The organism is Leptospira mayottensis 200901116, from assembly GCF_000306675.2.
Lineage (GTDB): Bacteria > Spirochaetota > Leptospiria > Leptospirales > Leptospiraceae > Leptospira > Leptospira mayottensis.
In genome coordinates, this window is sequence record NZ_CP024871.1 from 1,708,935 (window position 1) to 1,725,000 (window position 16,066).

The following is a 16,066-nucleotide window of genomic DNA, read 5'->3' on the forward strand; positions in this document are numbered from 1 at the left end:
ATAACATTATATTATAAAATTCGTATGGATTACGAGGCGATTGTAATAGGAGTTTCCGCAGGGGGGATGAATGCGATGAAAGTGATATTGCCGTCTTTACCTGCGGGATACAAAATTCCACTGATCCTCGTTCAACATATTGGTCCCCGTTCCGATGGTACATGGTTTAGGATTCTCGGAGATCTGTGTAATATCAAGATCAAAGAGGCGGAGGAAAAGGAAAAGATCGAACCGGGAACCGTTTATGTAGCTCCGCCTAATTATCATTTATTGATTGAAAAGGATAGGACAGTTTCTCTTTCAATTAGTGAGCGAGTGAATTTCTCAAGGCCTTCTATAGATGTTTTATTTGAATCTGCTTCTGATGCTTACGGTGATAGGTTGATCGGAATTGTTTTAACGGGTGCAAATTCGGACGGTGCAAAGGGTTTAAAAAAGATCAAAGAAAACGGTGGCTTGGCGATCGTTCAAGATCCATTATACTCCGAGGTTTCTTTGATGCCGGAGTCGGCTATTAAGGCGGGGCCGGTGGATTATATACTTTCTTTGGAAAAGATTGCGGAACTACTGATAAGATTGGATCAAAATAATCTAAACCGAGGATATACATGACCATTCGAGGAAAACTGATCATCGGATTTTCTATTATTTTAACGATATTGTTTATCAGCGTTTTATTCGTTGTTGAGATGCTTTCTGATTCAAATGAGAGGTTGAAACGTATCGTGGATTTATCCGCAAAAAAAGTAAGTCTGTCTCACGAGATTTTAATCGATGTTTTGGAGGCGTCGCGTCACGAAAAAAATATCATCATAGAAAGAGATTATATAAAGAAGCTTTATTATAAGGATCGGCTTTATAAGGCGATAGATTTGGCCGATCAAAAAACGATTGAGTTGGAGATGTACACCGGTAAGGACGGATCAAAGGCACTTGATGATTTTAAGTCTTTGTGGGCCACATATAAATCCGATGTGGCTCAAATTGTGTTTTTCGCTTTGAAAAATAACGAAAATAGGGCATTTGAAATTTCCATTCAAAAAGGTCTTACTATACGAGACTCTATTATAAAAACGTTGGATTATCTTGTAAAAAAAAGTGAGAAAGAAATCCAAACGGATAAGCAGGAAAACGAGAAAAGATATTATTTTACGCTTCTTTTTTTAGTTCTGTTGATTCTGACGAGTTTTCTCATCGAGATTGCAATTTCTTATTGGATTATAAGAACGATTAGTCTAAGGATTCAATTTATTGCGAAGAAAGCGGAAAGGATCGCCAACCGGGAATTTTCGGATAATCTACTAGTGGACTTCGCAAATGACGAACTCCGAGCTGTGTACGAATCCTTAAGTAGGATTCGCGAAAGTTTCAAGGAGATAACAGATAGCGCGAATAACGTAGCTTCCGGAAATTATCTCATAGATTTTGTACCGAAATCGGAGAAGGACGTTTTGGGAAATTCTTTACGTACAATGACTTCCTCTCTCCGAAAAAAGACCCAAGAAAATGAAAAGCATAATTGGATAATGAGCGGTCAAAATCTTCTCAATGAAAAATTAAGAGGTGATAAGGCAGAGTCGGTTCTTTCAAACGATGTCATCATTTTTTTATCCGATTATTTAAAGGCTAACGTGGGTGCGATCTATCTTTGTGACGACCAGGAATATTCCTTATCGATTTTCGGAAGATATGGTTTTACCTCTACCGATCGTTCTTTCGAAAAGTTTATTTTGAATGAAGGTTTGATTGGTCAGGCGGCAGCTGACCAAAAACAGATTCTTTTAACGAATGTAAAGGAGGAATCAATTCGTATCTTATCCGCTGTAATCGACACAAAACCGAAAGAAATTTTGATCGTACCGTTTATGTTCGAAGGAAAAACGGAAGGTGTGATCGAACTAGGGAAGCTTGATTCCTTTTCGCCTTCCGAAATCGAATTTGTCAGTGCGGCCGTCCAGAGTATAGGAATTAGTTTCAATTCTTCCAGAGTGAGAAGGCGTGTTCAAGAACTTCTGGAGCAAACTCGGATTCAGAGTGAGGAACTTCAGACTCAACAGGAAGAACTAAAACAGATGAACGAGGAATTGGAGGAGCAGACGCAGATTTTAAGGCAACAGCAGGAAGAGTTAAAGGTTTCTAACGAAGAATTGGAAGAACAGACTCGAATTTTAGAAATGAAGAATAGGGAACTGGAATTAGCAAAAAATGATATTGAGCAAAAAACGAAACAGCTGGAACTTTCTGGGAAATACAAATCCGAATTTTTGGCGAACATGTCCCACGAATTGCGAACTCCTTTAAACAGTCTATTGATTCTTTCTAAAGACCTTGCAGACAATAAAAAGAAAAATCTGGACGAGGATCAGGTAGAAAGCGCGAACATCATTTATAAAAGCGGGCATGACCTTCTAGTTTTGATAAACGAAGTGCTGGATTTATCCAAAATAGAATCGGGTAAAATGTCAATTAACTTGGAAAAAGTCGAACTCAAGACGCTTATAAAAGATCTTATAAGTGGATTTAAGTTCCAAGCAACGGAAAAGAAACTAGATCTGGATCTGATTTATTACGATGATTTGCCGGAAAAGATCCGCACTGATCCTCAGCGATTGGATCAAATTTTGAAAAATTTAATCTCGAACGCGTTAAAATTTACGGAACGGGGAGGGATTCAATTAGAAGTCAAAAGACAAAATTCGAATGAAATTCTTTTTTCGGTAATCGATTCAGGAATTGGAATCCCGGAGGAAAAATATTCAGCGATCTTTGAAGCGTTTCAACAGGTGGACGGAAGTACTAGTAGAAAGTACGGGGGGACCGGGCTCGGTTTATCGATTTCCAGAGAACTTGCCAGGTTATTGGGAGGAGAAATTCATCTCAAAAGTAAAGTGAACGAAGGCTCAACATTCTCCTTATTACTTCCGATTGAGGGCAAAAGGAATGAGACTTCGATTTCAAAAGAAGAAACAAGAGTTGTTACCAACTTCGAAGCCTTTACAAAGCAAGATCAAAACGAATTCGTAAATTATCCCGCTTTGAAGGACGATAGAAATGAAATTGCTGAAGGAGATAAAATTCTTTTGATCGTCGAAGACGACTTAAAATTTGCATCAATTCTGCTTAAACAAGCCAACGAAAAAGGATTCAAGTGTATTTCCGCAGCGACTGGAGAAGATGGGTTGGTTCTGGCCCGAAAGCACAAACCGCACGCGATTCTTTTGGATCTGGATCTACCCGGAATTAATGGACATACTGTATTGAATGAATTAAAAGCGGATCAGTCGGTTAGGCATATTCCCGTTCACATAATTTCTGCAAAGGAATATTCTCTCGAACTCATTCGGGACGGAGCGGTAGAGTATATTAAGAAACCTGTAAATAAGAAACAGTTGGACGACGCTTTCAATCGCATCGAATATTTTATTAGCAGAAAGATGAAAAATCTTTTGATCATTGAAAGTGACGAAAATTCGAGAGCTACGACGCGAAAATTGATCGGAAACGAAGATGTGAAGTGTTTCGAAGCCGGTTCCGGTAAAGAAGCATTATTAGTTTATAGTAACAATCATTTCGATTGTATCGTTTTGGACATTGGCCTTCCTGATATGAGTGGTTTTGATTTGATACGCGAGATCGAAAAGGTCAAAGAAAAGCAGATTCCTCCGATCATCATTTATACCGGCAGGGAACTTACGAAAGAGGAAAGCAAGGAACTCCAGGAGTATTCGGAAAGTATTATCATAAAAGGAATCAAATCCGAGGAAAGACTATTGGACGAAACCGCTTTGTTTCTCCATAGAATGATCAACAATCTTCCTGAATCGAAACAGAATATTATAAATAATTTATATGATAAAGACGCTGTTTTGTTTCAAAAGAGAATTATGCTGGTCGACGACGATATGAGAAACGTTTTTGCGTTATCAAAAATACTGAGCGAAAAGGGGATGGAAGTCTTAAAAGCTGAAAACGGAAATAACGCTTTGGAACTACTTTCCAAAAGTGAGAATATTGATATGATTCTTATGGATATTATGATGCCGGAGATGGACGGATACGAGGCGATGAGGAGGATCCGCGCAAATTTAAAGTATAAAGATATTGTTATTATCGCTCTTACGGCGAAGGCAATGAATGATGATCGACAAAAGTGTATCGATGCAGGTGCGAATGATTACGTCTCTAAGCCAGTCGATGTGGAGCGATTGTTTTCTTTGATGAGGGTTTGGTTAAGTAGATAGCGGGTTGTGTTAAAGATCATGAAATTAAAACCGAAAATATTGATTGTAGACGATAAGCCTGAAAACTTGATCGCCTTGGAAGTTGTGCTTAAGAATTTGGATGTAGAACTTGTCAAAGCTCTTAGTGGAAACGATGCTCTGAAGGCGATTTTACATCATGAGTTTGCTTTGGCTTTGTTGGATATACAAATGCCAGAGATGGACGGATACGAACTGGCAGGTATCATAAGGGAAGAAAGTAAAACCGCGCACTTACCGTTCATTTTTATTTCCGCGGTTTATACGGACAACCTGAACGTATTTAAGGGTTATGAAAAAGGGGCGTTTAGTTTTATCACAAAGCCATTTCAACCTGAGATTTTGATCAATAAGGTTCAATTCTTTATAGATAAATATATTCAGGATATTACGTTGCGCGAGTTGAACGAAAGTCTCAAGCAGAAAAATTTAGAATTAGAGTATTCGAACCGAGAGTTGGATGCTTTTTGTTATTCGGTTTCCCACGATTTAAAGGCTCCTCTGCGCGGGATAAGGGGCTACACGAAAATATTAAAAGAAGATTATAAGGAAAAGTTAGACGAAGAGGGAGAAAGGATACTAGGATTAGTCATCGAAAACTCCCTGAAAATGAGTAGTTTAATTGATAGCCTTTTACTTTTATCCAAGTTGGGAAAAAAGGATATGAGGAAAAATCCGATCAATATGAGCGAATTGGTGAATAGGATTTTGGAGGAATTTCAGGAGGATTTAAAAAAGGGAAAGTTGGAATTGGAAGTGAAGAATCTTCCTCCCATTATGGGTGACGCGGAATTGTTAAAACAAGTTTTGATCAATCTCATATCCAATGCGATCAAGTATTCCTCTAAAAAGGAAAATCCGAAAGTTGAAATCGGAAGTTTGGAGGAAGAAAGGGAAATTACATATTATGTAAAAGACAACGGTGCTGGTTTTAGCATGCAGTATGTGAACAAACTCTTCGGAGTATTTCAGAGATTACATGAAAATAGTGAATTCGAAGGAATAGGGATTGGACTCGCAATCGTTCAAAGAATCGTATTACGTCACGGAGGTAGAGTCTGGGCGGAGGGAGAAGTGGATCAGGGAGCCACGTTTTATTTTGCTTTACCAAGATAAGGACAATTTCCTTTTAGAATAATGTGAATTCGTTGGAGAAAGTTTGAGCGAATCAGAAATTGAAGTGCAACAACTCTCTGAACTGGTGTTAGTTTGCTCAGTGCCGATTACAATGTAATGTTCTAATTTCTTCGGAATTTTCACTATAATCGTTTTCGCATTTGTTATGCCGAACTCGCGTTAACTTAACATTTCGGATCGGAGTATAGAACGTAGTAACTCCGTTTGGATCTTTCCTATAAACCATTGCTAAAAATTTCAGGTTTAGTCTTGAGTTTGAGTATTTAAATAATATTACGTTTTAATTAAGTATTTTCCTAAGATCTATTTCCCTGCAATCCGACGCTTGAATGTATTTTGGGAAGGTCTGATCTTTGACACGTTCGTTCAGGAAAATTTCGAAAATACCTTTAAATTCTATTATATAGTCCAACTCGTAAAATCGTCTTTCAAGACCCCTGGAAAAAGAAAAATCGCTTTTCCAGTTGATTTTTACCCTAACAGGCAAATTGGGTTTTAAGCGGGCTATTTGGAAGTTTCGCCTTTTAGGAACGCCAATATTTTTCCCGTTAAAATATAAGTTTACTTCCTCTGGATTTATTTTCTCAAATTCAAAGATATCGAACTCGAATCTATATACTTTCGAATAATTGAATGTAATTTCGTCCCTATCGTCGTAAAAATTATTCTCAGGAATCTTCGTGGACGGATGGTGATCTAAAATAACGAAAAACTCAGAATCGGAGAAGGACTTGTTGTCACTTAGATCCAAACCGAGATAATGTATACTTTGGTTTTCTATCTTAGCAGTCTTGGATTGAAGACGATCTGGCCATATCGAAACGGGTCTATTTTGAAAACCACGATCCTCTTTGGATAGTATCAGTCGGTTTTTAAATATTTGGATTACAACCTTAGGTTTCAATTTATTCTTCTTTTGCCTTTATAAGAGATTTTATAAGAATTCGTCGAGTGTCAATAGATTCGTACGATTCTTGAACGAAAGACAGTTTGAAATGTGATATTCCTGATGATTCGACGAAGTTTAAAGAAGGCCGTGGAGGAAACTCAACATCTGGGGCGCTCGATGGGATTGATCGTTCTCTAAAGCTCAAGCGCAGAACTTTCTTATGGTCGTTTGAGGCAGCTTACCCCTGTCCAATAGATGAAATCTAAATCGGTCATTGTAAGTCGATGTGCGGCGACTTAAGATGGCTAAACCCGATAGATGTAGTCGGATTAGATTTCTTAGATTCGCTAAGAGCTCCTCGGTAATGCTTTTATAGTTCGTTTGGCAATATCGCTTTCTCAATTAGCTCTCAATCGTTTCGAATCGCTAAATCGATTTTTGAAAGTAAAAAAAGAAGTTCAAGTGAACATATTAAATCCGGGAGACTTGGCTACAGTCTTATGTAAAAAGCAAAGGGTGGAGGGCTTGACACAAGGAACAATAGAAGAAGTGAGACTTGAGTTATCAACTTGAACATTCTGATAAAGTTGAATTAAGTTTTGGAACAGGTTGTAAGTTCAAAACAATCGCATTCAACTTCCCAATTTCAAAGGCCATTGTACATAAAAAAAGGAAGCATCTGCTTCCCTTTTTTATGGAACTTTGATTTATTCTAATATTCAACTTTTTGAAGAAATAGCTCTTCCTTTTTCATTTTTAAGGCTTTAGACGCCATATTTTTAAAATCTTCCGGCGGTTCTAAAAGTCCGAGTTCTACCTTAGAAAGAAAAGGAGTGGAGACCTTTAGTTTTTTGGCCATATCGTATTGTTTGATTCCCAATTCCCTACGTTTTGCCCAGAGTCTATTGGTGAGCCCTTCCGTAAATTCAGGATAAACATCCTCAACGGGCTGCTCGTTAAACAATCTTTCAAGAGTGGTTTTCAAATATTTAACGCAGGATTGTTTGAATTTTTCAGTAGGATCCTGGCTTCCGGTTTCGATTTTTGAAAGGTAACTTGGAGAAACTCCGAGTGCTCTCGCCATATCGTATTGTTTTATTCCCCGTTTTTTACGGAGCATGTAGATGTGGTTTTTCATTCAATTCCCCTCTCGATCGACAAGGGTATTTTGATTAAAGGTAAATTCAAGAAAAAATTTCCAACACACTTTAGACAAAATTATGATTTTATTGTTTAGTAGGCCGAAAGGATTATAGTAAATAAGTAGAATGAAGGATGAAAATAAGGGAACAAAAAAAGGAATTGAAAACAAACTTTTTTAAGTTAGTGGAAAAAGGAGGAATCTGAAGAATAGTAAATTAAGTTTTCTGAATATATTTTCGAGAATTACCTTTTCAGTTGTTTGTTTTTTAAAGAAAGTATTCGTTGGTCATATCGAAATTCAATTTTCATTTTGGTAAAGTTCTGTTTCGGATTGTTTTGACAGGTGATCCGAATGAAAACACGTTTCCATTTAAATTTCTGCTGGATAAAATGATTGTTTTTTACGGATATTTAGCTGGGATACTTTTCTAAGTTCGTAATCGGCTGGGAAAGAATTCTATTATAAAGAAAAAGCCCTAGTTTTTGGAAACAAGGGCTTTTGAAATCTTAGATTTGTCCTGCCTTCAAACTTTCAGATGCAATTTTAAATTCGTTTTCGGATTTGAGCTTTGACAGGTAGTCTTGAAAGATAGACTGCTTTTTTGCTTCGGCTAATTCTTGTTTGATTCTATCCCTTACCTTACTGAAATCTTCCGGAACTCTTTCGTTGGGATTAGCAGTAGAAGCTTTGGAGTATGCGTAGAGTTTTCCCGCTTCGTAAGTGTCTCTGATTTCTTTTTCGGTAATGGTTACTTCCGGATCGATTGAACGATTTCGAATGAGCATAAAAAGAACGGACCTGCCCAGTAATGGAAGAGTTTTCTTAAATTCTTTTGTGTCCTTAATCGATTGAACTTCTTGGGACTCAGCGGAAATTCGGATTGGAAGATAGATTTGAGTGTAAAACGATAGCTGATCGTTTTTTTCCTCTTCGGGGGAACCTTTACGCTTCTGAATAATCGGAGAAATTTTATTGAATTCTACGGCAAGATCCTTAAAGGAAAATTTCACTTTGTTTTTATCTTCGAAAAGAATCGTCTCCGATTTTAATCCTTTGATAAATTCGGGAGTTAGATCTACGATTTTTAAACCACTTTTTGTTTTCAAAGAATCCATTTCCTTCTTCCACGCTTCTTTGAAAAAACGGTTTCCATAGTGTTCTGCAGTTTGATTTGCCCTTTCGTTCACGACTAAGTCCGAATAAAATTTCGCCGCGTTTTTTTCATCTTCGGTAATTCCTTCTTTGGAAACGTATTTCAACGCAAGGGTCTTCAATTTATCCAATTCGTTTTGAAAGAATTTATCAATCTTCTTCGGATAAATTTTTTCGATTCTTTCCACTCTAAGAATATAATAATTTCCTTGTGCTTCTTTGAGGATAAATTCCCCTTTTTTATTCGCGGCTTCCTTAAGAATTGCTGTAAATGGATCGTCCCCGCAGTTGATACAATGCGGTTCTAGTTTTCCACCGATCGCTTTTCTTTGTACTTCATCCGTATTTTTTGCTATAAACTCCGCGATTTCCCGATCGGATTTGATTGTTTGTATTTGCTGGAGAAGCGAATTTGCTTTTGTCGAAGCGTTGGGTTCTGCTTTTAAAAATAGGATCCTTCCAAAGGCGAATTCAAGCATTCCCGAAGTAAGAAGTTTTTCAGAAAACTGCTTTCTATAATCGTTGAATACGACTTGAGGTTCAACGAAACTCATAATTTTCTCGTATTCGTCTTTCGTGACTAAGTTCGTATTCTTATTATTGATTTCGGCGATTTTTTGAATTCCGATTTCTTCCACGATTTTTGCCTGAGTTGCGATCGAAGCGCTATTTAGGTCGGGTTCTATACCGCGAAGTTTGTAATAAGCCCTCAGTTCTTCGCGCGTTACCGTTCCGGATTTAAAGGAAGCGAGAACGTCTGAATCCCTACTGCAGTTTATAACAAACATTACGAATAGGGTAAGAATGGTTAGAGATAGAATTTTTTGTTTCATTAGATTGTGTCTTAGTATTTGTGAATTTTTTTTCTTGTTGTTTGAGGTTCGGGGATTTCGACTGAGATTTCCCGAGTTAGATTTTTTTCCCGGGAGCTGTATAGGTTTTTCATCTCGGCGGGAGAAGATTTTCCGGAGTTTTTTACGAATCCAATTTTAGCGGGTTCTTCTTTGATTTTTAAAGAGAGAATTTCGGCTTTTCCGGATTCTAAATTCGCCATTTCTTTTCGTATGGAATCTTTTAGAATTTCAGAATAGTCCCGATCCGAAGAGATTCTTTCCTGAATTTTTCCCAATTCGAGTATGTCTCGGTCCATCTCTTCAATCTTTCGAAAAAGATGTGCCACCTTTACCTTCATACTTTTATCCCAACGTTGATCTTTTTGGATTCTATGTCGGCTTGCAAGAATGAAAATACATGAAAGTAGGAAAAATTCAAGATTCCTTGTGAAGGATGTATGAATAAAAGGCAAAGAACGAGAAAAACAAAGAAGAATGCTTTGAGGTTGGTTTTTCCGGAGCGTAAATACAAAAATCCCAAAGTGCAGACTATAATTCCAGATTTGATAAGGTAGAGAAAGTCGATTTTATTCCAAAATTGGAGATCCCACTGGTACCAAATTCTAAATCCCACGACCAAAAGGAATAAGAAAATAAGACTTTCTTTGGATGGTGTTTCATCCGCTAAAAATCTAGCTTCTAAATCGAATTTTGTTCCCTGAAAATTATCTCTGGTCCTTCGTTTTTTCTTTAAGGCCAGAATTCCACAATAATGAATGCAAAGCAGATCAAGGAGATCGTGGGGTGTAGAACCGTCTAATCCGCCGATGGCGAAAAAAATCAAAGTTAACACTGAAAGTGGAATTATAACCTTGTCAATCTCCTTGGAGGTTTCTTTTTCATAATAAAATGCTACGCAAAGAGCTAAGACTATGGCGCCCGGATATAAAAAAGAATAGGATTTTAAAATCAAAAATAGAATGGATAAGAATAGAAAAACCATTTGTCTTCGGGAAGAAATACTTATAGGCTGACTTTCCAAGCATCATGATTCTAAACGAAATCATCATTTCTACGGAAAAAATCGACAACGTTCAGGTTATGAAACTTCAAGGTTCCATCAACTCATTTACTGAAAAAAAATTCAGAGATCAACTTTCGGTTTCGATCCGTTCCGGTCCTGTGATTTTGGATCTAGAAGAAGTCAGTTTGATTTCTTCTCGTGGAATTCAATCTTTGAAGGAAATGAATCAGTTGAGTTTTACTTCACGCAACAAATTAGTACTGATTCATCCCACCGAATCGGTTCGCAAGGCGATCAAAATGGCGGCCCTCAACGGACTTTTTTTGATTGCTCCGGACGAAGAATCCGCTCTGAAAATGACGATGAAAAATAGGTAGGATATAAGTGACAAATTTCAACTATGCGCGTAAACTTTGGCATCTTCTCGGGTTGATCTTTCCTGTTTGTTACTACTTGGATGTCTTTCAAGGAGCGTTCGGACTTTTGAATGCGACACGCGTAGTGGTCTTCGTTTCGTTGGTGTTTTGTCTTGGGGTGGTTATACTGCTTGAATATTTTCGTTTTCGATTTCCGGGTTTTCAAAGATTCTTTTTGTCGATCCTAGGTGCTTTGATGAAGGAGGAAGAAAAGACGAGATTGAACGGTACTCTCCCTTATTTTCTTTCCTGCATGTTTGTTGTATTTTTGTTTCCTCCTGAGATTTCCATTCTTGCCATGCTTTTTCTCGTAATCGGAGATCCGACCGCTGCCTGGATCGGAACATTTTACGGAAAGCACAGATTTTCCAACGGAAAATCCGTGGAAGGAATCATCGGATTCATCGTTGTTTGTTCAATTGTAGGTTTTGTTTTTATGTATCTTTTTGAGACGTCCGATAAACGGAATTTTTTGAGGACAGAAGATTTTGTATTTTATAATAGTCTAATTTTCTTAACTCCTGCCATTTTGATTTCCGCGATTACAGAACTTTACTGCGGGACCTATTGGAACGGTCTCGTAGACGATAATCTTTTGATTCCCTCCGTTTCCGCTGTAGTTTTGGGTTTTACTGCCTGGTTGATTTTAGGAATGGAACCTTCCGCAATTTTCCTGAATCCGACGGAATTGTTTTTAAAGATCTAAATACTTGCGATTTCTTTTTTGAAAAGACAAAATCAACCAAATTGCTTTGTAGGAACTAAGTATTTTGCTTTTCAGGGGAGGGCCATACCGAAAATCATCGGATTGTACCCTCATGAGCGATAAACAGCAATTCATCCGTAATTTTTCCATCATAGCCCATATTGATCACGGTAAGTCGACCTTGGCTGACAGACTTTTGGAAATCGGTCAAGTCACAAATGATCGAACCAAGAAGGATCAAATTTTAGATTCGATGGATATTGAAAGAGAAAGAGGGATCACGATCAAGGCCAACAACGCAACCTTTGATTATCTCGCCGAAGACGGCCATACCTACACGATGAATTTGCTCGACACTCCGGGCCACGTGGATTTTACCTACGAGGTTTCCCGTTCCCTCAAAGCTTGCGAGGGAGTTCTTTTGATCGTGGATGCGAGTCAAGGAGTGGAAGCGCAGACTCTTGCAAATCTTTATCTTGCGATGGAACAAGATTTGGAAATTCTTCCTGTCATGAATAAGATCGATCTTCCCGCGGCGGATGTAGAAAAAACAAAGATTCAGATCGAAGAAAGTTTGGGATTGGATTCCGAGAAGGCGGTCGCAATTTCAGCAAAGACCGGCCTAAATGTAAAAGAAGTTCTCGAACAAATTACCAAACAAATTCCCGCTCCGAAAGGAGATCCGAAAGGACCTCTCAAAGCATTGATTTATGATTCTTATTTCGATCCTTATATGGGAGTTGTGATCAAGATCCGGGTTTTTGACGGAAGTATTAAAAAGGGAGATCGTTTTCTCATTATGAGTACGGGAAAGGATTTTACCGTAAACGAAGTTGGAATTAACCGAATCACACTGACTCCGACCAATGGTCTCGGAGCCGGGGAAGTTGGGTATCTCATCGCCGGAATCAAAAAAGTTTCCGATGCAAAGACGGGAGATACGATCACTTTATTTTCCAATCCCACAAAAGAATCGATTCCCGGTTACAAAGAAGCAAAACCGATGGTTTTCTCCGGACTTTACCCGATTAACGGAGAGCAGTTTGACGAACTTGTGGACGCGATTGAAAAACTCAAACTCAACGACGCCGCCCTCATATTTGAAAAGGAGAGTTCTGTTGCTCTCGGATTCGGATTCCGTGTGGGATATCTCGGACTTCTTCATATGGAAATTGTTCAGGAAAGATTGGAAAGAGAATTCAATCTCGATCTGATCACAACAGCTCCTTCTGTGAAGTACATCATTCGCAGTAAGAGTGGTGAAGTAGAAGAAATCGATAACCCGTCCCGTTTTCCAGAGCCGATTACAATCGAATCTACGGAAGAACCCTATGTCAAAGCGACCGTGATTACCCCGAACGAATACGTGGGTAATATCATGGCCCTTGCGATGGACAAACGTGGAATTCAGTTGGATACGGTCTATCTTACTCAGGATAAGGTTCAATTGACTTATGAACTTCCTCTTGCAGAACTCATTTTCGAATTTTATGATAAACTCAAGTCTTTTACGAGGGGCTATGCTTCTCTGGACTACGAGCCTTCCGGTTATAAGGTTTCTCAACTCGTGAAAATGGATATTCTTGTAAACGGAGAACCCGTGGACGCTCTTTCCATGATCGTTCATCGGACGAAAGCGGAGCAGAGGGGACGGGAAATCATCGAAAAGTTAAAGGATTTGATTCCAAGACATCAGTTTATGATTCCGATTCAGGCCGCCGTAGGAGGAAAAATACTCGCAAGAGAAAGTATCTCTGCACTTCGTAAAAACGTTACTGCAAAGTGCTACGGAGGGGACATTACTCGTAAGAAAAAACTTTTAGAAAAGCAAAAAGAAGGAAAAAAGCGGATGAAACAGATTGGGAATGTGGAAATTCCTCAAGAAGCTTTCTTGGCCGTTTTGAAAACGAGCAATTAAGATTTTTCTAATTTCTTTTTCAAGAAAAAAGCTTGATTCGTTTTTGATTTTTGGTTTCGTTTCTTTCTATGAATTTTTCTTTTCTTCCTCTTTACGCTTTCTTATTATCGATCGTTGTAGGTTTTGATTCCCTTTTCGACTTCCTTCGCATCTTTTGGAAAGATATCAAATCAGAGTTTAAGGAACTTAAGTTGGAATTAAAATCTGAAATTCAAGAAGTTTGTTCCGAGGCAAAAACAGAAAGTCAAGGTCTAAGAACGGAAACGGTTCAATTGCAGTCTGATATCCATGGATTGCGTTCTGAATTAAAATTCAATATCCAAAGAGTGGATAAGAATGTTTTCTATCTTAGGGAGAGAATGGATGTTTTAGTTGATAGTTTTGCACTGCGATTTCTGAGCACGGCTTCCTTTGGTAGAACGTCACCGAAACAAGTCTAAATTTTTTCAGATTTCTTCCTAGGAATCAACTTTTGCATTCTCTTCAAGTTTATTTTCAATCTCGTCTTTCTCCTATTTACATTCAAACCGTTTTTAAAATTCAAGAGAACGAGCTTTCTATCCTGAGGGACGATCGACTCGCTTTCGGAATGGGTACCAAGTTTCGAAAATTTCTGGGAATTCATTTTGCCTTAGAAAAAGAGAATATTCGCAGCGTGGTTTTGCAGGGAGAATTACACAGTAACGCGTTAGCCGCTTTTTCCTTTTTGTTTTGTAATTTCGGATATCAGGTTCGAACGATCTGTTACGCGAGAGATCAAAATAAGACCAGCGCTAATTCTATTTTTGTAAGAAGGAATTCACATTTCTTGAAAGAATATAATTCCAGATCGGAATGGAGGAAGAAAGTTTTTGAAATTGAGTCTGAAGCTGTCGATGAATTCGAGATGATAAAAAATACGGATGAGAACGAAGTTTTGATTCCGGAATACGGTTTTTGTCGGGACGCACTAGATGGGTTGGATTCTCTTTGGGAACAAATTCCGATTGAACGATACGATCGTCTCGTGATCGATCTTGGATCGGGAGCGACTTGGTTGTCCGCAAATCGTTTTTTTCAAAGTCGGACGGATGTTGCGGGAGTTTCGATCGGTCTTCCAAAAGCCAAGATAATTTCTTGGCTAAAGGAAAAACAAACTTCTTTGAATCTTTCCCGAATTCCGATAGAAGAACAAAAAATTTTAGAATCCAAGGAAATTCGAGGTTTCGGTTCCGTCGATTCTTCTATTTTAGAATTTTGTAATTCTTTTTATTTACAATTCGGAATTCCGGTCGAACCGATCTATTCCGGAAAATCTTTATATACGATTCAAAACAAGATGGATTGCGGAGAACTTACCGGAAGGACTTTGTACATCCATCAGGGTGGACTCTGGAATTTTTTGGATTCGTTTTATAGATATTTAATATGAATTTTATCTAAGAAAATTAAAAATTAACGTGAGTTCGAGCGAAGTAGGGAGTAAAAGTTGTAAATTGTCTTTGTATCTCAGGACAATTCCAATTCCCGAATTAATTGTCGAAAGAAAATTTTTTCTTATCATAAAAAAACGATACGGCCGGGTTTATCCAAACTTGCGGACGCATTGGTTCGAGAGTCTCAAAAACGTTTCGCAACTCCTTAAAGGAAGTTTAAAATTTTCTTGAAACGCGGGACTTGGAAACGGCTACTTTAATTCTTATGAAATAATGTTCGATTCAATCATTATAAATTCTTAAAATACAAAGCTCATCTTGATAAGAGGATTAAATCAACTGCAAGAGGCGTTTGTTCCAGCCATTCTCGTTTTCCAAAACGATTCTCCTCCGGCAAAGGGCCAAAATCGATTTAAATAGGCGATAAGATTTCGAACCTTTGCCGCAACGATCGGATCGTTCTGACAAAAAGTAGCTAAGGAATTTGACTGGAATTGCACTGGATCACTAAAGATCGCCGATGCAAAAATAGCCCGATCTTCTGTTACGTTTGCTGTTCCATAATAGCTAAGAAAGCCCGGCATTGGATTGATAAGATGGGTCCACACAGTAAGAGGTGTTCCTGAATAGTAAACACTGCCGTATTGAAATCCTTTCGAATTCAAAGAAGTCCATTCCGGCGTTTGAAAAGGCGAAGGAAAAGTTCCAAACACCGAATAGTCGACATTATGCATCAATTCATGATGAATTGTTGAAGCAAAATGTTCATCACAATTGCAAGTTGCTATTCCCCTTCCTACGGAAAGATAGACAGCCTTCTGAGCACCGTCTGCGAGCCCCTGAGCTGCCCCCCCCCCATTCAATATATATTTCACCAATATAACTTTCTCAACTCGCCCCTTGATCCAATACCCTCTTGGATACTTCGCGATTTGCGCCTGTAAAAGATTTTTGTAATAATTCAAATCTTCTTCAGAATAGTTGAGATCGAAATAAAACGGCGAATTGGGAGTACTAAGCGGAACATTCGTGTGCGTTACAATCTCGACATCCCGATCGTAGTTTTCCGCGCGATCTGGCAGAAGGAGCAACAAAGACAAAAGAAGATCGGAAGAATTCTCTTTTTCTTTTTTGGACGAACACGCAGAAACAAGCGGAGCAATCAGAAATAAC

The 16,066-nt window shown here is 38.3% G+C and carries 14 protein-coding genes and 1 pseudogene (1 of these 15 running past the window's edge); 9 read left to right on the forward strand and 6 right to left on the reverse strand.

The window, feature by feature from the left end; genetic code table 11:
* Window positions 1–24 precede the first annotated feature (24 nt).
* From LEP1GSC190_RS07640 to LEP1GSC190_RS07650, 3 genes are read left to right on the forward strand one after another with little or no spacing between them, the layout of a single operon-like run.
* A complete protein-coding gene (locus LEP1GSC190_RS07640) occupies window positions 25–612 on the forward strand; it encodes a chemotaxis protein CheB (RefSeq protein WP_004280679.1) in 588 nt (195 codons plus the stop codon).
* On the forward strand, window positions 609–4,241 hold the full coding sequence (locus tag LEP1GSC190_RS07645; RefSeq protein WP_004280645.1) for a response regulator: 3,633 nt from the start codon (window positions 609–611) through the stop codon (window positions 4,239–4,241). Before LEP1GSC190_RS07640 ends, LEP1GSC190_RS07645 begins: the two co-directional genes overlap by 4 nt.
* Window positions 4,242–4,259: 18 nt before the next feature.
* Window positions 4,260–5,375, forward strand: coding sequence for a sensor histidine kinase (locus LEP1GSC190_RS07650; protein ID WP_004280455.1), 1,116 nt, complete (start codon window positions 4,260–4,262; stop codon window positions 5,373–5,375).
* 301 nt (window positions 5,376–5,676) lie between these two features.
* Here the strand turns inward: LEP1GSC190_RS07650 and LEP1GSC190_RS07655 are convergent, their stop codons facing one another.
* The 5 genes from LEP1GSC190_RS07655 to LEP1GSC190_RS07675 form a co-directional block, all read right to left on the reverse strand.
* On the reverse strand, window positions 5,677–6,300 hold the full coding sequence (locus LEP1GSC190_RS07655) for a hypothetical protein (RefSeq protein WP_002762868.1): 624 nt from the start codon (window positions 6,298–6,300) through the stop codon (window positions 5,677–5,679).
* Between the two features lie 697 nt (window positions 6,301–6,997).
* Entirely contained in the window at window positions 6,998–7,405 is a 408-nt protein-coding gene (locus tag LEP1GSC190_RS07660; protein ID WP_004280367.1) for a helix-turn-helix domain-containing protein, read from the reverse strand.
* A gap of 530 nt (window positions 7,406–7,935) precedes the next feature.
* Window positions 7,936–9,414, reverse strand: coding sequence for an LIC12015 family putative lipoprotein (locus tag LEP1GSC190_RS07665; RefSeq protein ID WP_004280788.1), 1,479 nt, complete (start codon window positions 9,412–9,414; stop codon window positions 7,936–7,938).
* Between the two features lie 11 nt (window positions 9,415–9,425).
* Entirely contained in the window at window positions 9,426–9,773 is a 348-nt protein-coding gene (locus LEP1GSC190_RS07670) for a hypothetical protein (RefSeq protein ID WP_004279932.1), read from the reverse strand.
* A complete protein-coding gene (locus LEP1GSC190_RS07675) occupies window positions 9,770–10,417 on the reverse strand; it encodes a hypothetical protein (RefSeq protein WP_004280819.1) in 648 nt (215 codons plus the stop codon). Before LEP1GSC190_RS07675 ends, LEP1GSC190_RS07670 begins: the two co-directional genes overlap by 4 nt.
* 44 nt (window positions 10,418–10,461) lie before the next feature.
* On the opposite strand from LEP1GSC190_RS07675, the gene LEP1GSC190_RS07680 reads away from it, so the two are divergent.
* The 6 genes and pseudogenes from LEP1GSC190_RS07680 to LEP1GSC190_RS21025 form a co-directional block, all read left to right on the forward strand.
* Complete coding sequence (locus LEP1GSC190_RS07680; protein WP_002614523.1) at window positions 10,462–10,815, forward strand: STAS domain-containing protein; 354 nt, start codon at window positions 10,462–10,464, stop codon at window positions 10,813–10,815.
* A 7-nt stretch (window positions 10,816–10,822) separates the two neighbouring features.
* Window positions 10,823–11,560, forward strand: a complete 738-nt coding sequence (locus tag LEP1GSC190_RS07685) for a diacylglycerol/polyprenol kinase family protein (protein ID WP_004280847.1) — start codon at window positions 10,823–10,825, stop codon at window positions 11,558–11,560.
* 112 nt (window positions 11,561–11,672) lie between these two features.
* Window positions 11,673–13,478 (forward strand): translation elongation factor 4, encoded by a 1,806-nt coding sequence (gene lepA / locus LEP1GSC190_RS07690; RefSeq protein ID WP_004280365.1) that lies wholly within the window; start codon window positions 11,673–11,675, stop codon window positions 13,476–13,478.
* 68 nt (window positions 13,479–13,546) lie between these two features.
* Window positions 13,547–13,918, forward strand: a complete 372-nt coding sequence (locus LEP1GSC190_RS07695; protein WP_002762920.1) for a hypothetical protein — start codon at window positions 13,547–13,549, stop codon at window positions 13,916–13,918.
* 32 nt (window positions 13,919–13,950) lie between these two features.
* Window positions 13,951–14,889: a hypothetical protein gene (locus LEP1GSC190_RS07700; RefSeq protein WP_004279939.1), complete on the forward strand. Its 939-nt coding sequence runs from the start codon at window positions 13,951–13,953 to the stop codon at window positions 14,887–14,889.
* Between the two features lie 64 nt (window positions 14,890–14,953).
* Window positions 14,954–15,102 (forward strand): annotated as a pseudogene (locus LEP1GSC190_RS21025) (LysR family transcriptional regulator); the annotation flags it as partial.
* 126 nt (window positions 15,103–15,228) lie between these two features.
* On the opposite strand, the gene LEP1GSC190_RS07710 reads toward LEP1GSC190_RS21025, so the two are convergent.
* A protein-coding gene (locus tag LEP1GSC190_RS07710) for an LIC13305 family lipoprotein (protein ID WP_004280801.1) crosses the window boundary here: on the reverse strand, window positions 15,229–16,066 show its 3' portion. 20 nt of this gene lie beyond the right edge of the window; the window shows 838 of its 858 coding nt (coding positions 21–858); its start codon lies off the right edge, out of view — the gene reads right to left on this strand; it ends in the stop codon at window positions 15,229–15,231.